This is a genomic window from Rhodococcus sp. OS5, from assembly GCF_056837585.1.
Window position 1 is genome coordinate 4,172,881 of record NZ_CM166368.1, and the last position, 24,476, is coordinate 4,197,356.

19 protein-coding genes and 1 tRNA gene are annotated in these 24,476 nt (G+C 63.1%); 9 read left to right on the forward strand and 11 right to left on the reverse strand.

The annotated features are described in order from the left end of the window. Positions 1-34 precede the first annotated feature (34 nt). Genes thrC through argS form a run of 4 tightly spaced genes read right to left on the reverse strand, consistent with a single transcriptional unit; the run spans position 35 to position 5,494 of the window. Positions 35-1,117, reverse strand: a complete 1,083-nt coding sequence (thrC, locus tag ACVZUB_RS19420; protein ID WP_003941280.1) for a threonine synthase — start codon at positions 1,115-1,117, stop codon at positions 35-37. Then, positions 1,114-2,427: a homoserine dehydrogenase gene (locus ACVZUB_RS19425; RefSeq protein ID WP_007726192.1), complete on the reverse strand. Its 1,314-nt coding sequence runs from the start codon at positions 2,425-2,427 to the stop codon at positions 1,114-1,116. Before ACVZUB_RS19425 ends, thrC begins: the two co-directional genes overlap by 4 nt. After that, positions 2,424-3,845, reverse strand: a complete 1,422-nt coding sequence (lysA, locus tag ACVZUB_RS19430) for a diaminopimelate decarboxylase (protein ID WP_003941384.1) — start codon at positions 3,843-3,845, stop codon at positions 2,424-2,426. Before lysA ends, ACVZUB_RS19425 begins: the two co-directional genes overlap by 4 nt. Then, entirely contained in the window at positions 3,842-5,494 is a 1,653-nt protein-coding gene (gene argS, locus ACVZUB_RS19435) for an arginine--tRNA ligase (RefSeq protein ID WP_003941360.1), read from the reverse strand. The genes lysA and argS overlap by 4 nt, the downstream gene beginning before the upstream one ends. Positions 5,495-5,710: 216 nt before the next feature. Here argS and ACVZUB_RS19440 point away from each other — a divergent pair, with 216 nt between their 5' ends. Beyond that, on the forward strand, positions 5,711-6,538 hold the full coding sequence (locus ACVZUB_RS19440; RefSeq protein ID WP_003941378.1) for a DUF3105 domain-containing protein: 828 nt from the start codon (positions 5,711-5,713) through the stop codon (positions 6,536-6,538). Next, positions 6,531-7,250, forward strand: coding sequence for a DUF305 domain-containing protein (locus ACVZUB_RS19445; RefSeq protein ID WP_047270160.1), 720 nt, complete (start codon positions 6,531-6,533; stop codon positions 7,248-7,250). Before ACVZUB_RS19440 ends, ACVZUB_RS19445 begins: the two co-directional genes overlap by 8 nt. A 55-nt stretch (positions 7,251-7,305) precedes the next feature. Here the strand turns inward: ACVZUB_RS19445 and ACVZUB_RS19450 are convergent, their stop codons facing one another. Then, positions 7,306-9,675, reverse strand: a complete 2,370-nt coding sequence (locus tag ACVZUB_RS19450) for a phosphoketolase family protein (protein WP_030537329.1) — start codon at positions 9,673-9,675, stop codon at positions 7,306-7,308. A 243-nt stretch (positions 9,676-9,918) separates the two neighbouring features. Between ACVZUB_RS19450 and ACVZUB_RS19455 the strand changes: the two genes are divergently transcribed. The 4 genes from ACVZUB_RS19455 (at position 9,919) to ACVZUB_RS19470 (ending at position 14,362) form a co-directional block, all read left to right on the forward strand. Next, a tRNA-Arg gene (locus tag ACVZUB_RS19455) sits at positions 9,919-9,994 on the forward strand. 89 nt (positions 9,995-10,083) lie between these two features. After that, positions 10,084-11,010: a LysR substrate-binding domain-containing protein gene (locus ACVZUB_RS19460; protein ID WP_234552382.1), complete on the forward strand. Its 927-nt coding sequence runs from the start codon at positions 10,084-10,086 to the stop codon at positions 11,008-11,010. 128 nt (positions 11,011-11,138) lie between these two features. Next, positions 11,139-12,467, forward strand: a complete 1,329-nt coding sequence (locus ACVZUB_RS19465) for an MFS transporter (RefSeq protein ID WP_007726181.1) — start codon at positions 11,139-11,141, stop codon at positions 12,465-12,467. 2 nt (positions 12,468-12,469) lie between these two features. Then, a complete protein-coding gene (locus tag ACVZUB_RS19470) occupies positions 12,470-14,362 on the forward strand; it encodes an FAD-dependent monooxygenase (RefSeq protein ID WP_482628541.1) in 1,893 nt (630 codons plus the stop codon). A gap of 73 nt (positions 14,363-14,435) precedes the next feature. On the opposite strand, the gene ACVZUB_RS19475 is transcribed toward ACVZUB_RS19470, so the two are convergent. After that, entirely contained in the window at positions 14,436-15,965 is a 1,530-nt protein-coding gene (locus ACVZUB_RS19475; protein ID WP_482627666.1) for an MFS transporter, read from the reverse strand. Between the two features lie 85 nt (positions 15,966-16,050). Between ACVZUB_RS19475 and ACVZUB_RS19480 the strand changes: the two genes are divergently transcribed. Together ACVZUB_RS19480 and ACVZUB_RS19485 are read left to right on the forward strand one after the other, a co-directional pair. Further along, entirely contained in the window at positions 16,051-16,428 is a 378-nt protein-coding gene (locus tag ACVZUB_RS19480; RefSeq protein ID WP_003941367.1) for a MarR family winged helix-turn-helix transcriptional regulator, read from the forward strand. Between the two features lie 233 nt (positions 16,429-16,661). Beyond that, positions 16,662-17,813 (forward strand): N(5)-(carboxyethyl)ornithine synthase, encoded by a 1,152-nt coding sequence (locus tag ACVZUB_RS19485; protein ID WP_030537325.1) that lies wholly within the window; start codon positions 16,662-16,664, stop codon positions 17,811-17,813. A gap of 9 nt (positions 17,814-17,822) precedes the next feature. Here the strand turns inward: ACVZUB_RS19485 and ACVZUB_RS19490 are convergent, their stop codons facing one another. The 5 genes from ACVZUB_RS19490 to ACVZUB_RS19510 form a co-directional block, all read right to left on the reverse strand. Continuing rightward, a complete protein-coding gene (locus ACVZUB_RS19490; RefSeq protein ID WP_007726173.1) occupies positions 17,823-18,194 on the reverse strand; it encodes a nuclear transport factor 2 family protein in 372 nt (123 codons plus the stop codon). Next, positions 18,191-19,345 (reverse strand): 3'(2'),5'-bisphosphate nucleotidase CysQ, encoded by a 1,155-nt coding sequence (locus ACVZUB_RS19495; RefSeq protein WP_047270166.1) that lies wholly within the window; start codon positions 19,343-19,345, stop codon positions 18,191-18,193. Before ACVZUB_RS19495 ends, ACVZUB_RS19490 begins: the two co-directional genes overlap by 4 nt. Then, on the reverse strand, positions 19,342-21,186 hold the full coding sequence (gene cysC, locus ACVZUB_RS19500) for an adenylyl-sulfate kinase (RefSeq protein ID WP_003941334.1): 1,845 nt from the start codon (positions 21,184-21,186) through the stop codon (positions 19,342-19,344). Before cysC ends, ACVZUB_RS19495 begins: the two co-directional genes overlap by 4 nt. Continuing rightward, entirely contained in the window at positions 21,186-22,112 is a 927-nt protein-coding gene (cysD, locus tag ACVZUB_RS19505; protein ID WP_003941285.1) for a sulfate adenylyltransferase subunit CysD, read from the reverse strand. Before cysD ends, cysC begins: the two co-directional genes overlap by 1 nt. Before the next feature lie 143 nt (positions 22,113-22,255). After that, positions 22,256-23,191: a helix-turn-helix domain-containing protein gene (locus ACVZUB_RS19510; protein WP_047270168.1), complete on the reverse strand. Its 936-nt coding sequence runs from the start codon at positions 23,189-23,191 to the stop codon at positions 22,256-22,258. A 116-nt stretch (positions 23,192-23,307) separates the two neighbouring features. Here ACVZUB_RS19510 and ACVZUB_RS19515 point away from each other — a divergent pair, with 116 nt between their 5' ends. Further along, positions 23,308-24,474: a hypothetical protein gene (locus ACVZUB_RS19515; protein ID WP_064075259.1), complete on the forward strand. Its 1,167-nt coding sequence runs from the start codon at positions 23,308-23,310 to the stop codon at positions 24,472-24,474. Positions 24,475-24,476 lie beyond the last annotated feature (2 nt).

A 24,476-nucleotide genomic window follows, 5' to 3' on the forward strand; every position in this document is an offset into this window, starting at 1 on the left:
GGATTCCGCGGAGTGGTCGATGAATCCACGGACACTATGCAAGCTCGAGGGCAGCCGCGACGGCAACGGGATCGACACCGATCGGCTCGACGTTCGGCATACCCTTCAAAGCCGTGTCAGGATCCTTGAGACCGTTACCGGTCACCGTGCACACGACGGTCAGGCCCGGCTCGAGCCAGCCCTCTGCACGTGCGGCGAGTAGGCCGGCGACGCTGGCTGCCGACGCCGGTTCGACGAAGACGCCCTCGGTGGCGGCGATCAGACGGTAAGCCTCGAGGATCTTCTCGTCGGTGGCGGCACGGAATGCACCGTTCGACTCTTCCTTCGCGGCGACAGCGCCGTTCCAGGAAGCGGGAGAACCGATTCGGATTGCGGTGGCGATGGTTTCGGGATCCTTGACGGGTGCACCGTTGACCAGCGGAGCCGCTCCGGCTGCCTGGACACCGAGCATGCGGGGCTTGACCGTGGTCAGACCGTCCGCGTAGTACTCGGAGTATCCGCGCCAGTACGCGGTGATGTTCCCGGCGTTTCCGACCGGGAGTGCGTGCACGTCGGGAGCCTTGCCGAGGACGTCCATGATCTCGAATGCCGCGGTCTTCTGGCCTTCGATGCGCACCGGGTTGACCGAGTTGACGAGACCGATGGTGGGGAATTCGGCCGTGGTCTTGCGTGCCAGCTCGAGGCAGTCGTCGAAGTTGCCCTGGACCTGAATGATCTTGGCACCGTGCATGACTGCCTGCGCAAGCTTGCCCATGGCGATCTTGCCCTGCGGGATGAGCACGGCGCAGGTCATGCCGGCCTTGGCTGCATACGCAGCGGCCGAGGCGGAGGTGTTGCCGGTGGACGCGCACAGAACTGCACGCTGGCCACGGGCCAAGGCGTCGGTGACGGCCATCGTCATGCCGCGGTCCTTGAAGGAACCGGTGGGGTTGAGACCCTCGACCTTGAGGTAGACGTCGCAGCCGGTGATCTCGGAGAGGTGGCCGGCCGGCAGGAGCGGGGTGCCGCCTTCGCGCAGGGTGACGGTCTTCCAGTTGTCACCGATCGCGAGACGGTCCCGGTATGCCTCGATGAGACCCGGCCATGCCTTGTGGACGGGGTTGACGATGCCGGTCATTGTTCAGTGCCTTCCAGTCGCAGCACGCTGGTCACAGCGGTGACGAATTCGAGTTCGTTGAGAGCCGCCACGGTCTCGGAGAGAGCCGCGTCGGTTGCTACATGAGTGACGACCACCAGACGCGCGCCGGCGCCGGCGCCCTCCTGGCGGACGACGGAGATGCTCACGCCGTGCTTGGCGAACTCGGCGGCGACTGCGGACAGCACACCTTCCTTGTCCGCGACCTCCATGTTCACGTAGTAGCGGGTGAGGATGTCGCCCATCGGGGCGACCTTGAGCTTGGCGTACTTGGACTCGCGGGGGCCGCGGCCGCCGTGAACCTTGTTGCGCGCAGCCATCACCAGGTCACCCATCACCGCGGAAGCGGTGGGGGCGCCGCCTGCGCCCTGGCCGTAGAACATGAGCCGGCCGGCGTTCTCTGCTTCCACGACAACGGCGTTGAACGCGCCGTTGACCGAGGCCAGCGGATGGCTGAGCGGAACCAGCGCCGGGTACACGCGAGCGGAAATCCGCTCCTTGCCCTTGGGCGTGACGATGCGCTCGCAGATCGAGAGCAACTTGATCGTGCAGTCGAGTGCCTTCGCCGAAGCCAGGTCGGCGGAGGTGATCGTGGAGATTCCTTCGCGGTACACGTCCGCGGCAGTGACGCGGGTGTGGAACGCGATCGACGCGAGGATCGCTGCCTTCGCCGCGGCGTCGTAGCCTTCGACGTCCGCGGTCGGGTCGGCTTCCGCGTATCCGAGGCGTCCGGCTTCGGCCAAGGTCTCTTCGTAGTCGGCGCCGGTCTCGTCCATCGCCGAAAGGATGAAATTGGTGGTGCCGTTCACGATTCCGGCGACCTTGTTGACACGGTCTCCGGCCAACGACTGTGTGAGCGGGCGGATCACGGGGATCGCGCCGGCAACAGCGGCCTCGAAGTACAGGTCGACAGAGTTGGCCTCTGCAGCCTCCGCCAATTCACCGGTGTGGTCCGCGAGCAGCGCCTTGTTGGCGGTCACGACCGACTTGCCGGAGTTGAGCGAAGAGAGAATCAGCTTGCGAGGGAGCTCGATTCCGCCGATCACCTCGACCACGATGTCGACGTCGTCACGACCGACCAGGGACTCGGCGTCCGTCGTCTGCAGTTCCTCGGGAATTCCGCGGTCCGAGCCGATACGGCGGACGGCAACCCCCCGCAGTTCCAACGGGGCGCCGACGCGAGCTTCGAGTTCCTCGGCCTGCTCACGAATGATCCGGACGACCTCGCTCCCGACGTTGCCGAGGCCGAGAACGGCCACACCGATAGCGCGATGCGCCGATTCGCTCGTCACTGCGATACCTCCAAGCTGAGCAGATCTTCCACTGTTTCCCTCCGCAGAATCACGCGTGAGACTCCGTCACGCACCGCCACCACGGCTGGGCGGGTGAGCAGGTTGTACCTGCTCGACATCGAATAGCAGTATGCACCGGTCGCTGCTACCGCTAGTAAATCACCGGGCCCGACGTCCTCGGGCATCCAGGTGTCCCGAATGACCACGTCACCGGACTCGCAGTGCTTACCGACGATACGTGCAACGACGGGATCAGCCTCGGAAGTTCGCGAAACCAACTTGGCTTCGTACTCCGCACCGTAGAGGGACGTGCGGATGTTGTCGCTCATCCCGCCGTCGACGCTGATGTAGCGGCGTGTCAGCGAGCTACCCACCGTGACGTCCTTGATGGTGCCGACCTCGTAGAGCGTCACCGTGCCAGGTCCGGCGATGGCGCGGCCGGGTTCGACGGCAAGCGTCGGCTCCGGCAATCCGGCCAGTGCGGACTCGTTGCGCACGATGTGGCCGAGCTTTGCTGCCAGTTCGTCGACGGGCGGCGGGTCGTCGGAGGGGATATACGAGATCCCCATGCCGCCGCCGAGGTCGATGATCGAAATCTGCTTGGTCTTCTCGACTCCGAACTCGGTGACGACGTCGCGGAGCAAACCGATCACGCGGTGCGCTGCCACCTCGAAACCGTCGACGTCGAAGATCTGCGAACCGATGTGGCTGTGCAGGCCGACCAGGCGCAAGTTGTCGGCAGCGAAGACGCGACGGACCGCGTCGATCGCCGCTCCCCCGGCCAGCGAGAAACCGAACTTCTGGTCCTCGTGTGCGGTGGAGATGAATTCGTGGGTATGCGCTTCGACGCCGACGGTCAGTCGGATCAACACGTCCTGAACGACACCGGCCTCACCGGCGACACGATCGAGTCGGTCGATCTCGATCGACGAGTCGAGCACGACGTGTCCGACGCCCGCGGCGACACCAGCGGCCAGTTCGGCGACTGACTTGTTGTTGCCGTGCATGGCAATTCGCTCGGCCGGGAAGTCCGCGTGCAACGCGATCGCCAGTTCGCCGCCGGAGCAGACGTCGAGCGAGAGGCCTTCGTCGGCGACCCAGCGTGCGATCTCGCCACAGAGGAATGCCTTGGATGCGTAGTGCACCTTGGCATCCGGGCCGAAGGCGCGGGCCATGTCACGGCAGCGTGAACGGAAGTCGTCCTCGTCGATGACGAACAACGGAGTGCCGTACTTCTCGGCAAGTTCACCGACCTTGACACCCGCGAGGGTCACTTCACCGTCGTCGCCGCGAGAAGCGTTGCGCGGCCACACCTGCGGTGAGAGTTCGCCGAAGGCTTCGGGGCTGGTCGGACGGTCGGGCAAGCCGGGGGCCTGCAACTGCTCGGCATGCTTGGGGCCGGCGGGGTGCGCGTTCACATTTGCTCCGGTGCGGTGACGCCGAGCAGTTCGAGACCGTTGGCCAGGACCTGTCGGGTGGCGGCGCAGAGAGCCAGACGCGCGCGGTGCACGTCGGTGGCGTCTTCGTCGCCTTGCGGAAGGATGCGGCACGCGCCGTAGAAGCGGTGGTACGCACCCGCGAGTTCTTCGAGGTAGCGGGCAATACGGTGCGGCTCACGCAGATTCGCAGCGCTCGACACGACGCGTGGGTACTCGCCGATCGTGCGGATGAGGTCACCCTCCTGCTCGACGGTGAGCAGGGCGAGGTTGCTCGCGTCGGCGGACAGACCGAGGTCTGCGGCGTTGCGAGCGATCGCCGAGAGGCGTGCGTGCGCGTACTGCACGTAGTAGACGGGGTTCTCGCTGCTGGTCTTGGTCCACAGGTCGAGGTCGATGTCGATGCTCGAGTCGACCGACGAGCGGATCATGACGTAACGCGAGGCGTCGACGCCGATTGCCTCGACCAGGTCGTCGAGGGTGATGACGGTGCCTGCACGCTTGCTCATCTTGACGGCAGTGCCGTCCTTGACGAGGTTGACCATCTGGCCGATCAGCACCTCGACGGTGTCCGGATCGTCGCCGAATGCGGCAGCGGCAGCCTTGAGACGGCCGATATAACCGTGATGGTCGGCGCCGAGCATGTAGATACAGAGGTCGAACCCACGTGCGCGCTTGTTCTGGAAGTAGGCGATGTCACCGGCGATGTAGGCGGCGTTGCCATCGCTCTTGATGACGACGCGGTCCTTGTCGTCGCCGTAGTCGGTGCTCTTGAGCCACCACGCACCGTCTTCGTGGAAGAGGTTGCCCGAACCCTTGAGGGATTCGACGGCCTTCTCGACCGCACCGGATTCGAAGAGCGAGTTCTCGTGGAAGTAGACGTCGAAGTCGACGCCGAAGTCGTGCAGGGTCTGCTTGATGTGCGTGAACATCAATTCGACGCCGATGGCGCGGAAGGTTTCCTGCTGCTCGTCGGCAGGCAGATCCATGACGTCGGGACGCTGCTTCAGAACCGAGGCGGCGATGTCGGCGATGTATGCACCGGCGTAACCGTCTTCGGGAGCAGGTTCACCCTTCGCTGCAGCGATCAGCGAACGCGAGAAGCGGTCGATCTGGGCACCGTGATCGTTGAAGTAGTACTCACGTGTTACCAAACCACCCTGCGCGGACAGAATGCGTCCGAGCGCGTCTCCGACTGCGGCCCAACGGGTTCCACCGAGGTGAATCGGTCCGGTGGGGTTGGCGGAGACGAATTCGAGGTTGATCTTCTTGCCGGCGAGGGAGTCACCCGAGCCGTACGACGCACCGGCTTCGAGAACCGACACGACGATCGCGCCCTGGGCGTCCTTGTCCAACCGAATGTTGAGGAAGCCGGGCCCGGCGATCTCGGCGGATTCGATTCCGTCGGCAGCGGTGAGGGCTTCGGCGATCCAGCCCGCCAGCTCGCGGGGATTCGTGCCGACCTTCTTGGCTACCTGCATGGCAATGTTGGTGGCGTAATCGCCGTGCTCGGGGTTGCGTGGTCGCTCGACGGTGAGGGTTTCGGGTAGCACGGATACGTCGAGGCCACGATCGGCAAGGACGCTCGCTGCGGTTCCGCGGAGCAGTTCGGCAAGGTCAGCTGGAGTCACAGGTATTCATCCTATTGCCTGCACACCGGAAGTGGAGACTCGCCTCACGCCTCGCTCTCCGTGAACGTGCGCGGGGCCGCTGTGGCGTGTCGCACGCCACTCTCAAAGTTTGCCCTCAGACTCGGAAAGTACAGTGGTAATGCCCGAGCTACCACCGCGTACCTTCATGCGCGGGCGCGCCACACCTCAAGCCCACACACCGAAAGAGCCCAATCGATGCCAAGCGGTTCCGATAGTCGCGGTCCCAACAAGAACTCCGGGGCCAAATCAGCCAAGGCCATCAAGGCCGCCAACAAGAACAGTCGGCCGGCCAAGAAGGGCAAGGGCGGCGTCCCCGCTCCCCGCCAGATCCCCTGGCTGTCGATCGGCGCCGGTGTGGCTGTGCTCGCACTCATCGCCGTGCTCGGTATCAATCTGTGGCCCAAGGTCGAGGAGCGGCAGGCCCTCGAGCCGTACAAGTACAGCTCCGAGAACAAGGATCCGTCCGACAAGATCGACGGCGTCCTCAAGATCGAGTACCCGGCCGGCCAGCACGTCGATTCCACTCAGCGCGTGGCGTACGACCAGACCCCGCCGTTCGGTGGCCCGCACGACGCCACCTGGGCTAACTGCACCGGAACCGTGTACGCCGACCCGATTCGCACCGAGAACGCCGTCCACTCGCTCGAGCACGGCGCCATCTGGATCACGTACAACCCCGATCTCGTCGACCAGGACCAGATCGACAGTCTCGCCGGACGCGTGAACGGCAAGTCCTACATGCTGATGTCGCCGTACCCCGGTCAGAGCAGCCCCATTTCTCTGCAGTCGTGGGGCCATCGCCTCGAGATCGACAAGGCCGACGACGATCGCATCGATCAGTTCATCACTGCGCTGAACCAGAACCCGAACGTCTACCCCGAGGTCGGCGCGAGCTGCACCAACCCGCTGTTCACTCCGTCGACGTCGCCGTTCGATCCGACACCTCCGGGCGCCGACGCCATCCAGATGGACGGCACGGGCGCTACCCCGGCCACCGACGAACAGATTCCCGCCGGTGGATAGTTCGACGAACACCGATCAGTCTTCGAAGCCGAGTCAGCGCACCGCACTGCTGATCATCGGTCTGATCGGCGCGATCGCCGTCGGTTTTGCGCTCGGCGCACTGACCAACCTCCTCGGACCCGATGCGAAGTCGTCACTGACCGTTCCGGCTTCGGATTCGGTGGACGTGGGCTTCGCGCAGGACATGAGCGTGCATCACAGCCAGGCCGTCGACATGGCGTCCATCGCCCTGACGAAGTCCACGGACAACGACGTACGCACGCTGGCGTTCGACATCTTGACCACGCAGCAGAACCAGCTCGGTCAGATGCAGGCGTGGCTGACCATGTGGGATCAGCCGCTGTCCAAGGTGGGCCCGTACATGGAGTGGATGTCGTCGGATTCGGGCTCCGGCCATGGATCGCACGGGACTTCGGCCACGATGGACATGAGTCATTCCGGGCCGGTCGACACCATGCCCGGCATGGCGTCCCCCGAGGACCTTGCGGCTCTCCGCGCAGCGGAAGGTCTGCAACTCGACACCTTGTTCCTGCAGCTGATGCTTCGTCACCACGAAGGTGGGCTTCCGATGATGGAGTACGCAGCAGCCGACGCCACCGAGGGGCCGGTGCGCAGCCTGGCGCAGACGATGGTCAACACGCAGCAGAGCGAGTCCAAGCTGATGACCGACATGTTGGCAGCTCGCGGCGCAATGCCACTGCCCATGAACTGAGCAGAACTGAACTGAGCCGAGAATGTTCAGACCCAACTGGGCCTGGTCCTGAATTTCAGGACCAGGTCCAGTTTTCTACTTCCGGCATGTCTTCGAGGTGCTCGACGATGTAACGCGAGTGCTTTTCGAGTTGTGTGCGGCAGAACTCCGCCAACTCGGACGCCCCGGCCGGCCGACGCTTGGAGCGTCGTAGCGCCTCGATCACCAGGTGGTAGCGGCTCATCTTGTTGAGGACGACCATGTCGAACGGTGTTGTGGTTGTTCCCTGTTCACTGAATCCGCGAACGTGGAAGCGCTCGGGACTCGGACGCCCGTGAATCAGTTCGTGCACGGCACGCGAGTATCCGTGGAATGCGAACACGACGTCGGTCTGCGCGGTGAACAGATCGAGGAAGACCCGCTCCCCGAATCCGTGGGGATGCTCGGTTGGCGTCAGCAAGGCCATCAGATCGACGACGTTGACGACGCGGGTGATCAGTTCGGGTGTGTGATCGCGCAGCAACTGTGCAGCAGCCAGGATCTCCTGCGTCGGCACATCTCCTGCGGCGGCCAGGACCACGTCCGGTTCCTGTCCGCGAGCCTCGGTTCCGGCCCATTCCCAGACCGAAGCGCCCGCCGCGCAGTGCTCGTGCGCTTGCTCGAGCGTGAGGTACTGCAGGTGTGGTTGCTTGTCCACGACTATCAGGTTGACGTGGTCGGTGCTACGCAGGCAGTGATCCGAGATCGAGAGCAAGGTGTTGGAATCCGGCGGCAACCACACGCGGATCACACTGGGGGCCAGGGGAATAACGGCGTCGATCATGCCGGGGCCCTGATGACTGAATCCGTTGTGATCGTTGCGCCAGCACGTACTGGTCAGCAGCACGTTGAGCGAAGCAACAGACGCCCGCCACGGCAGGTCGACGGCATGTTGGAGCCACTTGGCGTGCTGGATGAGCATCGACACGCTCACCATCGCAAATGCTTCGTAGCTCGCGAACATCCCGTGTCGGCCCGACAGCAGATAGCCCTCGAGCCATCCCTCGCAGAGGTGCTCGCTGAGGACCTCCATGACACGACCGTCCGCGGACAGCCCGTCGTCGTAGTCGGTGATCGGCAGTTGCCAGCAGCGATCGGTTGTCTCGAATACGGCGCCGAGGCGATTGCTCGACGTCTCGTCCGGACAGAAGAGTCGGAAGATCCCGCCGCTGTCCTCGGTTTCCGTGGCGGCGTAGATGTCGCGCAGAAGCTCGCCGAGCACTCGCGTCGTCTCGTGGAAGGTCGAACCCGGCGATTGGATGGGAAGCGCGTACTTTTCGAGCGGCGGCATCGGGAGATCGACGCGAAGTCGTCCACCGTTCGCGTAGGGAGTGCTCCCCATGCGCTTGTCCCCCGTCGGCGACAGCGCCGCCAGTTCCGCGACGAGTGATCCGTTGGCGTCGAACAACTCGTCCGGACGGTACGACCGCATCCACTCTTCGAGTTGCCGCAGATGTGATTCGTTGCTTCGCACGCCGGACAACGGCACCTGGTGCGCACGATGTGTGCCCTCGACCAAGATTCCGTCGACGGTGTGTGGACCGGTCCATCCTTTCGGCGTCCGCAACACGATTGCCGGCCACGAACCCGTCCACTCCTCTCCGCGGCGTGCGGCACCCTGCATCTCGCGGATCTTCTCGTGCGCCTGCGAGATCGCTTGATACAGCTGAGGAAACACCGCGTCGGGGTCGTCACCGGAGACGACGATCGGCGCCCACCCCTGTCCACCAAGATAGGCCTGGATGTCTTCGTCGCTGCTGCGTCCGTAGACCGTCGGCCCGGCGATCTTGGCACCGTTCACGTGCAGGATCGGCAGCACCGCGCCGTCGCGTCGTGGATTCAGGAACGCCGGGAGCTTCCACGAGCCGGACAACGGCCCGGTCTCCGCTTCGCCGTCGCCGATCACACAGGCCACCACGAGGTTCGGATGATCGAAGGCAGCGCCGGCCGCATGGGCAAGGGCGTAGCCGAGCTCGCCGCCTTCGTGGATGCTTCCGGGTGTCTGCACACTCACATGGCTGGGCACTCCGCCGGGAGCGGAGAATCGCCGACACATCCGGTGGATGCCCTCGGCGTCGTCCGAGACTTCCGGATAGATCTCCGAGTACGTTCCCTCGAGATACGTCGACGCGACCAGCGCCGGACCGCCGTGCCCGGGACCGGTCACGTAAAGCCAGTCTGCGCCGGTGGCGACGATGTGCCGATTGAGGAGCGTGTAGATCATCGACAAGCCGGGGCTGGTCCCCCAGTGCCCGAGCAGTCGGGGCTTGATGTGCTCGGCACGCAACGGTTCCCGCAGAAGCGTGTTGTCCTTCAGATAGATCTGCGCGACGGTCAGGTAGTTGGCCGCTGCCCACCACTTCAGGTCGAGCGCGAGCTGGTCTTCGGAATAGTGGTGATCGGTCATCAACGACTCCCGTACCTCACGAGGGTGCCCGAGCAGTCCGCCCGAGCCTGTGCTCAGAGCCGAGCCTAGGCGTAAAAAGCATCCGAGTCAGTCGGTACAGATGATTCGACGACCATGGTCCCCGGCCGCATCCTCGACTACCTCACGCGAGGACGCCATGCCGAGACGGGTGCCGGTTTGGTCTTGTCCCCCCGTGATGCGCTACGCTAACGCAGCCCAATCGGCACACCGAAAGTTCGGTGCGCCCCCGTAGCTCAGGGGATAGAGCGTTCGCCTCCGGAGCGAAAGGTCGCAGGTTCGAATCCTGCCGGGGGCACCACGAAGACGCAGGTCAGCGATTGATCGTCGACCTCTTCACGGTGCCACACCAAAATAGTCAGGGCAATCTACCCGACTACTGTCGATCTCATGCCTCGCATCGACCCTGCTCCCACGTACACGATGCGTCAGCTTGCTGCGTTTGTCGCGGTAGCCGAGACCGGGACGATCAGCGGCGCGGCCGAGCGCTTGCATCTCTCCCCCTCCGCCCTGTCCGCGGCGCTCACCGAACTCGAACGCGCGCTCAAAGTTCAACTGTGCGTTCGCCGTCGCTCATTCGGCATTCAACTGACCCGCACCGGTGAATCCGTTCTGGTGCGCGCCCGGGCGCTACTTCAGCAAGCCGGGGAACTCGAATCCGATGCGCTCGGAACCGGCGGAAGCGTGTCGGGGCCCATCGCGATCGGCTGTTATCCCGCTCTGGGGCCGACGGTGTTGCCGTCGATGATCGCCGGGTTCACCCGTGAGAATCCTGACGCGCAGGTGGAGTTCCGCGAGGACACTCAGAATCGGCTCCAGACACATCTCGAGAACGGCGAGTTGGACCTCGCAATCGCTTACGACCTGGACCTGTCTCCACAATTGCGCACAGTTCCGTTGGCCATCCGCGAACCCTTGATCGTCCTGGGTGCAGAACACCCACTCGCGCGGTCCGAGCGACCGATCCATCTTCCGGACCTCGCGGAACACCCGATGGTTCTCCTCGACGCGCCGCCGAGCACCAAACACGCGCTCGACGTCTGTCGCGCAGGCGGATTCGCCCCGAAGGTTGCCTACAGAACTGCGAACTTCGAGACGGCGCGGGCATTTGTCGGCCGTGGCCTCGGCTGGACGCTGCTACTCCAGCGGCCCAAGATCGACGTCACGTACGAGGGGCTCGAGGTGGTCGTCAAGACCATCGCTTCCCCCGCCGTGCCGTCGGTGCACGTAGTTCTCGCTTGGCACCAGAACACTCGCCTCAGCCGCGCCGCACGCGCTTTCATAGAATTCGTTTCACCCTCAGAACCTGCCCAATAGTCCCGCTACCAGGCAGCGGATCTGGTTCCACGTATTTTCCGTGCAAGAACCTCCAATTCTTTCGCTTTTCAATTGTTGTGGCGCACGTCATTGTTTCTTCAAGCCACATTCATCTCGAAAGGCACTTCATGACCTCCATCGCCTCACCGACCGCAACGCGCGCCGCCGCGACGGTCAAGGCGCGTAAGGCCGCCCTCGGCAGCTTTGTCGGCACCGCCATCGAGTGGTACGACTTCTTCATCTACGGCACCGCCGCCGCACTCGTGCTCGGCAAGCAGTTCTTCCCCGGCACGTCCGATCTGGCCGGCACCCTCGCCGCCTTCGCCACCCTCGCCGTCGGATTCGTCGCGCGTCCCATCGGCGGAATCGTGATGGGCCACTTCGGCGACCGCATCGGACGCAAATCCATGTTGGTCACCTCGTTGATGCTGATGGGCTGCGCCACCGTTGCCATCGGGCTGCTACCCAACTACGCCGCTATCGGCGTCTTTGCCCCCATACTCCTGGTGACCTTGCGATTCGTTCAGGGACTCGGTGTCGGCGGCGAGTGGGGCGGCGCAGTTCTGGTCGCCACCGAAAACGCACCGGAGGGCAGGAAGGGGCTGTACGGCAGCGCACCACAAATCGGTGTTCCCGCAGGCGTACTGGTGGCCAATCTCGTCTATCTCCCCCTCGCCGCCTTCATGGACGACGATGCATTCAACTCCTGGGGATGGCGAATCCCGTTCCTGCTCAGCGCAGTTCTGGTGGGCGTTGCGATGTGGATCCGTCTCGGCCTCGAGGAAAGTGACGAGTTCACCGCGTCGAAGTCCGAGGCACCGGCGGAGTCCATGCCGATTCTCGAGGTTCTCACCAGACACTGGAAGACTGTGCTCCTCGCCGGTGGAACCTTCATCGCCACCAACGGAATCGCGTACGCGTACATGGTTTACGTCCTCAAGTACGGCGAGACCGAACTCGGCTTCAGCAAGACCACGATGCTCTTTCTTCTCATCGCATCCTGCCCGTTCTGGATGGCGGGAATGGCTTTCAGCGCTCACAAGTCGGACACTCTCGGACGCCGGACCGTCTACATCCGCAGTTCGATCACCCTGGTAGTGGCGGCAGCGGTGTTCTTTCCGCTGATCGACACAGCGATCGTTCCGGTGATGCTCGTATCGATGATCGCCCTCGGCTTCACGCTCGGCTGCTGCGCCGGCCCACAAGCGGCACTGTTCGCCGAATTGTTTCCCGCACACATCCGCTACAGCGGAGCGTCACTCGGCTACCAGATCGGCGCAATCCTCGGCGGCGGTCTGGCCCCGATGATCGCCACCGCGCTCTACGCCGCCTTCGATACCTCGTTCGCCATCACCGCCTACTTCGTGATCATTGCCGTGATCAGCCTGGTTTCCATCCTGCTGCTCCCGGAACCTCAATTGATCCCGAAAAACACTGCCGCACAGAAAGCCTCGTGACCATGTCGACCTACTTTCATCCGAAGAAGTACGCACCCGAGGACTTCGCCTCCCTGGCGCCTTCGGCCGACGCACTTCCCGTCGTGATCGTCGGAGCCGGCCCCGTCGGCATGGGCGTAGCCATGGGCTTGGCGCAGCGCGGCATTGCCGTCACGATTCTCGAAGCGGCCGATCAGGTCTCGTTCGGCAGTCGCGCGATCTGCGTGTCACGCCACAGCCTCGAAGTTGCCGAACGCCTCGGCTTCGGTGCCGAGCTCGAAGACATCGTTCTGCCGTGGGTGGGTGGTCGGAGTTACTACCGCGATCAGGAAGTACTGCAGTTCCGCATGGCATCCGCCGAGCACGACGCGCGTGGACCCATGGTCAACGTCTCGCAATCCGAGTTCGAGCAGATCATGACCGACAAGCTGCTCGCTCACCCACTGGTGAACTTCCACTGGTCGTCGTCGATCGCCGGCATCTCCGTCGGTGACAACGAGGTGACTCTGACCGTCGACACCGCGTTCGGAACCCGCGAACTGCGCGCGGCGTGGGTCGTTGCCGCCGATGGTGGACGCAGCAAGATGCGCGAACTCAGCGGAATCCGCTTGCAGGGCAACAGCTACGAGGGCAACTACGTCATTGCCGACATTCATTGGGAATCGGAACTCCCGGCCGAGCGTCTGGTGTGGTTCGACGCACCCAGCAACCCGGGGTCCACGATCATCATGCATCGCCAACCACGGGACATCTGGCGCATCGACTACCAGCTCGACGCCTCGGACGATCCGGAAGCGGAGACGCAAGAAGATCGCATCCGTGACCGCATCACGCGTCACCTCGAATGGCTCCAGAGCGACATCCCCTGGACCCTGGAATGGTTCGGCTTCTACCGCGCCCACGCACTCGCTCTGGAAGATTTCACTCACGGCCGTGTGCTTTTTGCCGGCGACGCCGCGCATCTCGTTCCGATCTTCGGTGTTCGCGGCCTGAACTCGGGCATGGAAGACGCCGAGACCTTGGTGTGGCAACTAGCCGCCGTCATCAACGGAGCTGCCGATTCCACCATCCTCGACGCGTATTCGAAGGAACGTCGCAGCGCGTGGCAGCAGAACGTCGACAACGCAGGCAAGTCGACGCTCATCATGTCGCCGGGAAGTCACGGCTACCGGACCACCCGCGATGCCGTACTCGAACTCGCCACCAAGCGAAGCGAATTCGCGCACCTCATCAACCCGCGCCAGTCGAGTGCGACGCACGCCCGGCTCTCCCCGCTGACGTGGCCGACAGCTGCGGGCGCCGAGGGCGTACTACCCGGCGATCCGTTGGAAGACAGGGTCGTCCAGGTCTCGGCGGACGGTTCATCTACCTCCTTGAACAGTCTGCGCGGTACTGGATTCGGCCTGCTGGCTTTCGGACTGTCAACTGAGCTGGTATCCGAACTCGACACGCAAGCCGATATCCTTGCTCAGGCCCTTGCACCGGAAACCGTACGCGTAATCACCGTGGGAACTACCGACTCCACGGTTCCCGATGCCGAAGGCAATCTCGCATCTGCCCTCGGCGCACGTGTCGGCGAGATCTTCGTGATTCGGCCCGACGGATTGGTGCTGTGCCGCATCAGCGATCCCACGCAATTGAACGACGTGGCCAAACACCTCACCGCCGGCACTGCGCCGACGCACTTCGATACGGCACAGTCGGCGACAACTGCGGTGGTCGACGACGAGGGCCACCGCGAACACGTCTGGTTGGCACTGTCGAATGCACTGGATCAGGCTGATCCGTCCGACCGCGAAGCCATGTTGGTGCGCCTTGCCTTGATTCTCGGTTCGCAAGCTACGTCGACGAGCTTCGACGTAGCACTGAAAGACGCTGCTCTGAAAGACGCAGCCCTGAAATCTGCCACCCGATAGTTCAGACACAGCAACTCGGCCGCGCAGGATTGTCTCCTACGCGGCCGAGCGCATTCGCGGATGAAGCGAGTATTCAGTTGACCTCGGCCAATTCCTTTTCTTCCTCAGCGCGCCCTTCACGTGCGGATCTTCCCCGCTGCGACCTTCCACGTACCAGCGGCGAGACGGTGATCGCCAAGCCCACCAGCGCGACCCCGGTGACCAGGATCAGTCCGGGATGGAACTGCTCGAATCCGGCGGTACCGGCGCCGGACGCGGTGTGCGATCCAGCGGTTACGAGGGCAGTGGTCAGAGCGAGCACGAGCGCCGCACCGACCTGAGCGGAGGTGTTCACCAGCCCGGACGCCAAACCCTGCTCCGAGTCGTCGACACCCGAGGTGGCCTGGGCCATGATCGAGGTGTACCCCAGCGCGAATCCGAGTCCGAGCAGGATGACGCTCGGCAGAATCGCCACGACGTACGACGGTGAATCGCTGCCCGCGAAGAGGAACCAGAGGTACCCGACGCTGAGCGACGTCAGTGCCGCGATGATGAGCTTGGCACTGCCGTACAGGTCGACCAGCCGTCCGACGAACGGTGATCCGAATGCGACGATGATGCCCGCGGGCAGCAGTGCCATCGCCATCTTCAGGGGCGACCAGCCGAGGGCCGACTGCAGGAAGATCGTCATCATGAACTGGAAGCTCAGGTAGGAACCGAAGAGCGCGATGATGGCCAGATTTGCACGAACGATGGTGCCGACGCGCAGAAGCCCAAGTCGCACAAGCGGATGCGCCACCTTCTTCTCCACGAAGAAGAACGTCGCCAGAAGCACGGCTGCGACAGCGAACGAACCCAGCGTCATCGGGTGTGCCCATCCACGGGTCGGAGCCGAAACCATCGTGTACACCGTGAGAAGCATTCCCGTCACCAGGGTGACGGCGCCGACGAGGTCGTGTCCCCCGGTATCTGCGGGACGGTCCCGCGGAATGAGGAAGTACCCACCGATCAGCGCGATGACGGCAAACGGAACCGGCATCAGGAACGTGAATCGCCAACCGGCACTGGTCAACAGCCCACCGAGGATCAGACCGGACGAGTAACCACTGGCGCCGAACACGGAGAACACCGACAGCGCACGGTTACGGGCCGGACCTTCCTTGAACGTCGTGGTGAGAATGGACATTGCGGTCGGAGCGGTGAAGGCCGCAGCCAATCCCTTCACGAATCGTGATGCGATCAGCAGTGTTCCGTTGTCGACAAGGCCACCGACCAGCGAGGCGATTGCGAACACGGTCAGTGCGATCAGGAAGACCTTCCTGCGCCCGAGAAGATCGGCGGTACGTCCACCGAGTAGCAACAGGCCGCCGAATCCGAGGACGTAGCCGTTGATGATCCACTGCAGCGAGGTAGTGGACAGGCCCAGTTCATTGCCGATGGACGGAAGCGCGACGCCCACCATCGACACATCGAGACCGTCGAGGAACAACACGAGGCAGAGCACCGCGAGGATGCCCCACAGCTTGAGGGACCAGCCCTCCCCTGTGGCCAGAACCGAGGATTCCGTAGAAACCGGGGCTTCCGGCGAATCGAATGGTTTGAGTGTCGAGTCTGTGCAAGTCACGTGAGCGAGAATAGATGCACATGCACATAATGCACAAGCATTTAATGCAATTGCACGTAATCGAGTCTTCAACTAGAATGCGGTCGTGACGTCGGAATCCGAATTGCGCAACACCTGGCGCTCGCTGTCGACCAGCTACAACGACATCGCGTGCGAACTCGATCGCCAGATGCAGTCGGCGCATGGGCTGAGCATGAGCGACTTCGAGGCTCTCGACCGACTCATGGACGCCACGTGCGAACGTCCACGCATGCAGGAGCTTGCCTCGGAGATGTACCTGAGTCCCAGCGCGCTCTCCCGTAGCGTGGCCCGTCTCGAGAAGGCCGGACTGGTTCAGCGAGCACTGTGCGAGGCCGACCGGCGCGGAGTCTTCGTCGACGTCACCGACAAAGGACGTCAGGTACACGCGGACGCCAGCAAAATTCAACTGGCCGTACTGGATTCACGCCTGCGCGAGCAGTAGCCACACGTCAGCGGAGCACAACACAGCGCCCGGCCACCGGGTGAGGGCCGTTCCGGACTAGACTGAGCACATACCGACGCGCCTTTCTGTTGCCGTCGGCGATCGACAGCAGCGCAGCCAGCACGCTTTCACGCGGTCCTGGCCGAGGCAATCTGCCAGCGTTCCTGCGGCTTCTGCTAGTCCCTCAGGCTCCTGCCTGACATCTCTACCTGCTCCTATCGAGAGATACACAATTGAACAACGCACGCACCCTTGGAGTCATCGGACAGTCGAGCAAACCGGCAGAACGCCGGTTGCCGATCCATCCTGCGCATTTCGATCGCATCGATGCCGAACTACGTTCTCGGATCTACCTCGAAGAAGGCTACGGTCACCCCTTCGGCTACTCCGACGACTACCTCTCGCGCCTCGTTGCCGGAATCCGCACGCGCAAGCAGATTTTGGCGGAAACCGATGTGGTTCTGCTACCGAAGCCGTTGGTGCGTGACCTCGCCGAGCTACGATCAGGTCAGGTTCTCTGGGGCTGGCCGCACTGTGTCCAGGACACCGAACTGACACAGATCGCGATCGACAAGAAACTGACTCTCATCGCCTTCGAGGCCATGAACTTCTGGCACAGCGACGGATCGTTCAATCTGCATGTGTTCCACAAGAACAACGAGCTCGCCGGTTATTGCTCGGTACTGCACGCCCTGCAGTTGATCGGTTCCACCGGTGACTACGGCCGGCGTCTCACCGCTGCCGTGATCGGTTTCGGAGCCACTGCACGCGGCGCGGTCACAGCACTCAAGGCGCACGGTATCCACGAAGTGGACGTCCTCACCCAGCGTGGAGTCACCGCCGTCAGCTCCCCCATCCACTCGGCGCGCATGGTCTCGTTCGACAACAACAACGGTGACGTCCGTGGCAGCCACGTCATGCTCGACAACCACAGCGTGCCGGTGCCCGGTTTCTTGGCCGAGCACGACATCGTCGTCAACTGCGTACTGCAGAACACGGACGCCCCACTGACGTTCCTGACCGAGGAAGACCTCATGGACTTCCAACCCGGCAGCCTCATCGTGGACGTATCGTGCGACGAAGGCATGGGCTTCAGTTGGGCTCGCCCCACCTCGTTTGCCGAGCCGACCTTCATCGTCGGTGACAACATCACCTACTACGGTGTCGACCACAGTCCGTCATACCTGTGGAACTCCGCGTCGTGGGAGATCAGCGAATCACTTCTTCCCTACCTGCCCACTGTGATGGCAGGAGAGACGGCCTGGAAGGCAGACGAGACCGTCGACCGTGCCATCGAAATCCGTGACGGCGTCATCGTGAATCCCGCCATTACGCGTTTCCAGCACCGCTCGTCGGACTACCCGCACGCTGTCATCGCGGAGTAGGCGCCCCGATCAGGCCTGGCCGGCTGCCGCATTGATCGGCGCCATGTCGAAATAGTCGCGCCAGGCTTTGATCTTTCCGTCCTCGACTTCGAACACCCCCATGACCGGGAGCGCTACCTCGGCGCCGTTGATGGTGAAGACGTCGACGCGCTCGTTCATGACGGTGTTGCCGTCCGCGACCTGACGCTTGATCTGAAAGTCGATGTTGCCGAAGGCACCGACAAACTGCTCGATGAACGCCCGGACGGCCTCGCGACCGACCACGGGCTCCATCGGGATGTTGTGATAAACGACGTCATCGGTGAAGTAGTCGACGATCTTTGCAACATCGGCGTCTGCCCACAGCGCACAGAAATCGGTGATCAGTTTGTCCGATGTCATTGTGTTCCAGCCTCTTTCGAATCGTCTTCGTGGGGTTCGATGATTGCCAGGATGCTTTCGATCTCGCCTGCCGGTATCCCGAAGTACTCGGTCACGAAAACCGTGACGGCCGGTGCCTGGCCGGGTGTTCCGAGGTCGAGCAGATACCGGGCTACTACGCTCTCGCCCCACTCACGCAGCGCGAGTTCACGTATCGCCACGATTCCGCGATATTGCTGGCCTTGTTCGAGCTCGTTGCTGATGAAGGCGCCGCTGTCACCGGTTCGCTGACCGTTCTCGACCCGCCAGGCGTCGGCGGCGAAGCGGACCTTCGTTGCGTCATGAGTGAGCAATGCGTTCACGTATTCACGCGCCATGGCGACGCGTCCGCTGACCGCAGACTCCGTGGAGTGCTTGGCAATTGCGCCCAGGATCGACTCCGACAACTCCGGTCGGCAGATCACGAGATCCGGCAGGTACGGATGAGATTCGTTGTAGAGCAGCGGCGAACCGTCGATGCGGCTGCAATGCAGTCCCGCCGCCTGTGCGACGCCGACGGGCGCAGCCGAATCCCATTCCCACTGCCCACCGGCGTGCAGGTACGCGTCGACCTCGCCGCGCACCACCGCCATCGCCTTGGCGCCGGCCGATCCCATGTGCACCACGTCGGCGCCGAGTTCGGCTGCCACCGCTTCGGTGAATGCGGGTGGTCGCGATCCGCTGACTACTACGCGGAGCGGCGAGTTGGCGGCAACCGAAGCTGCCTCGTCGCCACTGGAGTACACCGCTCCGAGTGCCGGCTGAGCAACCGCGGCTGCGGTAATTCCGCTACCGCGCTCCCAAAGCGCCACGTGCACTGCCCAATCCGCATGATTCGGCAAGCCGTATTCCTTGGAGCCGTCCAGCGGATCGATGATCCAGACCCGAGCTGCATCCAGACGACTGCGATCGTCGGCAGATTCCTCAGAGAGCACGGCATCGCCCGGCCGCTCGGCAGCCAACCGGTCGAGGATGTAGGAATCGGCGGCCTTGTCGCCCCGGCGACCCAGTTCACGACCGTCGTCGACACCCAGACCCTCGGCTCGGATCCCCAGGAGGATCGCACCGGCGGCCTGCGCCAATTCCGCCGCGAGTGCCTCGTCGGCGATTCTGCTGTGTGTGGATTCGCTCACCGGTCCAACACTTCCATAATTCGCAGCGCAAGTTCGGTAGGCGTTCCGTCTTCGGGTCTGATCACCAGCTCGGGACTTGTCGGAGCTTCGTAGGGATCGTCGACTCCGGTGAATCCCGTGATTTCCCCGGCCCTGGCCTTGGCGTACATGCCCTTGGGGTCTCGGGCTTCACATTGCTCGATCGGGGTGTCGACGTAGACCTCGACGAACTTCAGCCCGGCGGCCTCGTGCGCCGCCCGCACTCGATCACGATCTTCGCGGTACGGGCTTATCAGGCAGGCCACTGCCACTGCACCTGAATCAGCGAACAACTGCGCCACCGAGCCGACTCGGCGGACGTTCTCGGCGCGGTCATCGGCACTGAATCCCAGATCCGCGTTCAATCCGTGCCGGAGGTTGTCGCCGTCGAGGCGGTACGCCGGGATACCCGCGGCCACCAAGCGGCGTTCGAGTTCCACCGCGATCGTCGACTTACCCGAGGCCGAGAGACCGGTGAGCCACACGGTGGCGCCGGCAGTCGCACGTTCCTCGCGAGAAACCTCCGAACTGTGCCAGACGACGCGCGATTCCTTGAGCGTCGGACCGTTGATCATTCCGGCGGCGACGGTATTGCCCGTGGTCTCGTCCACGAGAATGAAGCTGCCCGTCACGCGGTTGCGGCGGTAGGGATCGAACATCAACGGCTGCTGCGTCTTGATCGAGATGCGGCCGATCTCGTTGAGGGACAGAGATTCTGCCTTCTCGTCGCGGTGCAGAGAATTGACGTCCAGCCGGTAGTCGAGCTTGACGATCTGCGCTTTCGTGGAGCGCGTGGTGTGCAGCAACGAGTAGCGATTGTTCTCCGACAGAGTTGTCTGTTCGGTCAACCAACAGACCATCGCATCGATTTCCTGCCCGACCTGCGGCCGGTTGTTGAGCCGACACAATTGGTCCCCGCGGCTGACGTCGAGATCGTCGGTCAGCTCGATGCATACGGCCGAGGGCGCAAACGCTTCGTCGATCACGTCACCGCCCGGCCCGTGGACTGCCTTTACCGTCGAGGTGAATCCTGAAGGCAAAGCCACGATTTCGTCGCCGGGCTTGAAGACGCCACTGGCCACCGTTCCGGCGTATCCACGGAAATCGTGGAGGTCGGCGTCGGTCTGCTTCTGCGGACGGATCACGTACTGCACCGGGAAACGCGCGTCGATCAAATTGCGATCCGACGCGATGTGCACCTGCTCGAGATGGTGCAGCAGAGAAGGCCCGTCGTACCAGGACATGTTCTCGGTCCGGGCAACGATGTTGTCCCCCAACAGCGCCGAGACCGGAATGAACGTCAGGTCGTGGACGTCCAGTTTGATCGCGAACTGTCGGAATTCTTCCTTGATCTCCTCGAACCGTTCCTGAGACCAGCCCACCAGGTCCATTTTGTTCACACACAGCACGAGGTGGGGTATCCCCAGGAGAGTGGACAAGAAGGCGTGCCGCCGCGTCTGTTCGAGCACCCCTTTGCGAGCATCCACCAGGATCAGGGCAAGGTCGGCCGTCGACGCGCCGGTCACCATGTTGCGGGTGTACTGCTCGTGCCCGGGAGTGTCCGCGATGATGAACTTCCGATGAGGGGTCGCGAAATACCGGTGGGCCACGTCGATCGTGATGCCCTGTTCACGCTCGGCGCGCAATCCGTCGGTCAGTAGCGCGAGGTTGGCGTACTCGTCGCCGCGTTCTCGACTGCTCCGTTCCACGGCCTCGAGTTGGTCCTCGAAGATCGACTTGGAGTCGTAGAGCAAGCGGCCGATGAGTGTCGATTTTCCGTCGTCGACACTGCCCGCTGTAGCGACTCTCAGCAGTTGCGGCATCAGAAGTACCCCTCTTTCTTACGATCTTCCATGCCAGCTTCGGAAATCCGGTCATCAGCTCTGGTTGCGCCACGCTCCGTGATACGGCTCGCCGCAACTTCTTCCACGACAGCGCCCGGTGTTTCGGCCGACGATTCGACGCATCCGGTACACGTTGCGTCGCCGACCGTACGGAAGCGCACCAACGCCTCGTAGGACTCTTCGCCGGCGCGCAGCTCGAGGAAGCGGGTGCGTGCCAACAACATTCCGTCGCGTGGAACCACCTCGCGACGATGGGCGTAGTAGATGCCGGGGAGGTCGATCTGCTCGCTCTCGATGTACTGCCAGATGTCGAGCTCTGTCCAGTTGGAGAGCGGGAAGATCCGAATATGTTCGCCCTTACGGTGTTTGCCGTTGTACAGGTTCCACAGTTCAGGTCGCTGCACCTTCGGATCCCACTGCCCGAACTCGTCCCGGAAGCTGAACACCCTCTCTTTGGCGCGCGCCTTCTCCTCGTCTCGGCGAGCACCACCGAACACGGCGTCGAACTTGTTGTCGCGAATTCCGCGCAGCAACGCGTGCGTCTGCAGGCGATTGCGACTGGAACCGACTCCGGTGTCCTCGATGACGCGTCCGGCGTCGATGTCGTCCTGCACGCTGGAGACGACAAGACGCAGGTTGAAGCGATCGACCGTCTGGTCGCGGAATTCGATCACCTCGTCGAAATTGTGACCGGTGTCGACGTGCATCACAGCGAACGGCAGTGGGGCAGGCCAGAATGCCTTGGCCGCTACGTGCAGCATCACGACGGAATCCTTACCTCCGGAGAACAGGAGGACCGGCTTTTCGAAAGTCGCTGCGACTTCGCGGAAAATATGGACCGCCTCCGCTTCGAGTGCTCGCAGATGCGACAACTCGTAGGCGGGCGGGGTCTGGAGTGTTGCCATGTCTTTCGCTCCTGAGCATCACGTACTCCGTGCGGAACACCATTTCCGCATCGGTACATTTATGTACCGGACTGGTTCTAAATTGAACGCAATCACAGAATAGAACTCGTTCTACCCAAAGGTCAATGACCGGCAATAAGACGTCACAGACCGCGAACCGGACTCCTGCCACCAACTTCCGCCGTCACCGCATCCGCCGCCGCAACCAGCACCGCGGCGCGGCGCTCGATCTCGGCGCCCGTGATCGCCCCACCCACATAAAGTGTCAGCACAAGGGCCTGATGCCCCTCGGCGTCGTAGGTCGGGGCCGCGATGAGACTGACGGGATGCTCGTCGTCAGAGCTGATGTCGCGTCCGAGATACACCCTCTCGCCCAGGCTCGACACCATCTCACCGAGCAGTTCACGCACCTCCGGCGGAAGATCGTGCGTCGCAACGCCCGCCATCAGCGTGTGCAGTCGCTGCCCGACGGGATCCAGACTCTCGACCAGATACCCCGCAGCCCGACACTCGCGGACCACGTTCCACAGACGCTCGCGATCCAAGCGCACCGGCAGGCTCGGCTCTTTGCTCAGCCAACTGTCCATATCGTGATCCGAACCCCAGAGGACGTACATCAGCCCGACCGGCGGAGCGAACGGGTACACCTGACCGACCTTGGCAGCGCGACGCGCGCCGATCGGTCCGGTCACTTCGAGAACGCTGATCTGATCACCGATCACACCGGACGCCGTGCACGTCGTCCCGAACTCCGTGCTCACTTTCTCCAGATGGGTGCGGGCAATGGGTCCGACGGCAAATCCTCGCTGAGCTGCACGTCCGGCCGCGATCAAGGCCGGACCGAGCCCATAGGTCTTCGACACCTCGTCCCGAGTCAGGTATCCACGATCAGCCAGCGCCGTGAGGATTCCCAAGCAGGTGGGCTTGCTGATCTCGAGCGCGCGGGCCAGTTCCGACAGCCCGAACCGCTGATCAGGGCGGCCGACGAGGTAGTCGAGCACCTGAACCACCCGTTCGGTGGGAGGCGATTGTCTCCCCCTCGGGCGTCCCTCTTCAGGCGTCTTCTCCGGTCCACCCATTGACCACTCCCTAGAACGCGTTCTATTGTCGAAATACCCAACATCTACCAAATAGGTACATATTTGTACCACGACGCTCTGGACCGGCGACATAGTCGGAACTGTGAGGAGCCAGCGTGCTGACGGACCCGTTTGCCGAGGCGATCGCCGAAGCCGAGAAATTGATCGAGACTGCGCCGCACATCAGATCCGAACAGGATCTACTGGAGGGATACCAATATCTGGCCGGCGGAATCATCGCGACGACGCATGCCGCCTGGGCCGGCGAAAAGACCCATCCGAGTTTCATCCAGGGCACCGGACCATTCACCAAGATGGGCCTCGACAACCCCGACACTCTGTACTTCGGCGCCCGAATCAACGACGACAAGGAATACAAGGTCACCGGAAAGCGCGGCACCACAGCCGATCTCAGCTTCCAAGTGTTGAGTGGGAACTACACCAACTCGAACGTTCCCGGCAGCGAAATCGCCTTCGACGACCGCGAGCTGGAGATAGACGACGACGGTAACTTCGTCGCTTGGTTCGGCCCCGGCCCTGCCGACGGCCGAGCCAACTACTACACCCTGGCGCCCGGATCCTCGCAGCTGGTCGTTCGCGAGGTCTACAGCGACTGGAGTCAGCAGCGCGGTGTGATCCGCATCGAGCGCACCGATTCGATCGGGATCGCGCCGCCACCTCTCACCGCCGAAGAGACCGAGAAGCGTTACGCCCGGGCTGGGAAGGCACTGGTCACGCGGGTCAAGACGTGGCTCCAGTTCCCGGAGTGGTTCTACCTCAAGCTCACGGTCAACACCATGACCGAACCACGCCTGACACCGGGCGGGCTGGCAACACAGTACTCGTCGGTGGGACATTACGAACTCACCGACGAGCAGGCGATGATCATCACCGTTCCCGCCTCCGACGCACCGTATCTCGGCTTCCAACTGGGGAGCCTCTGGTACATCTCACTGGACTACGTCAATCATCAGACCTCCCTCAACAACGGCCAGGCACAGGTCGATCCGGACGGGATGGTTCGAATGGTGGTCAGCGAGAAGAACCCCGGTGTCACCAACTGGATCGAAACCGTCGGACATCCGCGCGGCATTCTGCAGTTCCGTTGGCAGCGCGTGTCCCGCGAGCTGACGCCGCAGGACGGTCCCACCGTCGAAATCGTCGCCGTCGCAGATATTGCGAAGCACCTGCCGCATTTCGACACCAACGCCATCACCGCCGAGGACTGGGCAGCACGCATTGCCCAGCGCCAGGCCGCCATCGACAACCGAATGCTGGGGTAATC

What these genes read in the sequence shown, in the direction of transcription:
- cysD (WP_003941285.1), bottom strand. Translation starts at nt 22,112, where the DNA reads ATGGCAACACTCCAGACCCCGCCCGCCTACGAGTTGTCGCATCTGCGA.
- ACVZUB_RS19440 (WP_003941378.1), top strand. Translation starts at nt 5,711, where the DNA reads ATGCCAAGCGGTTCCGATAGTCGCGGTCCCAACAAGAACTCCGGGGCC.
- thrC (WP_003941280.1), bottom strand. Translation starts at nt 1,117, where the DNA reads ATGACCGGCATCGTCAACCCCGTCCACAAGGCATGGCCGGGTCTCATC.
- ACVZUB_RS19490 (WP_007726173.1), bottom strand. Translation starts at nt 18,194, where the DNA reads ATGACATCGGACAAACTGATCACCGATTTCTGTGCGCTGTGGGCAGAC.
- cysC (WP_003941334.1), bottom strand. Translation starts at nt 21,186, where the DNA reads ATGCCGCAACTGCTGAGAGTCGCTACAGCGGGCAGTGTCGACGACGGA.
- ACVZUB_RS19470 (WP_482628541.1), top strand. Translation starts at nt 12,470, where the DNA reads ATGTCGACCTACTTTCATCCGAAGAAGTACGCACCCGAGGACTTCGCC.
- ACVZUB_RS19450 (WP_030537329.1), bottom strand. Translation starts at nt 9,675, where the DNA reads ATGACCGATCACCACTATTCCGAAGACCAGCTCGCGCTCGACCTGAAG.
- ACVZUB_RS19465 (WP_007726181.1), top strand. Translation starts at nt 11,139, where the DNA reads ATGACCTCCATCGCCTCACCGACCGCAACGCGCGCCGCCGCGACGGTC.
- ACVZUB_RS19460 (WP_234552382.1), top strand. Translation starts at nt 10,084, where the DNA reads ATGCCTCGCATCGACCCTGCTCCCACGTACACGATGCGTCAGCTTGCT.
- ACVZUB_RS19510 (WP_047270168.1), bottom strand. Translation starts at nt 23,191, where the DNA reads ATGGGTGGACCGGAGAAGACGCCTGAAGAGGGACGCCCGAGGGGGAGA.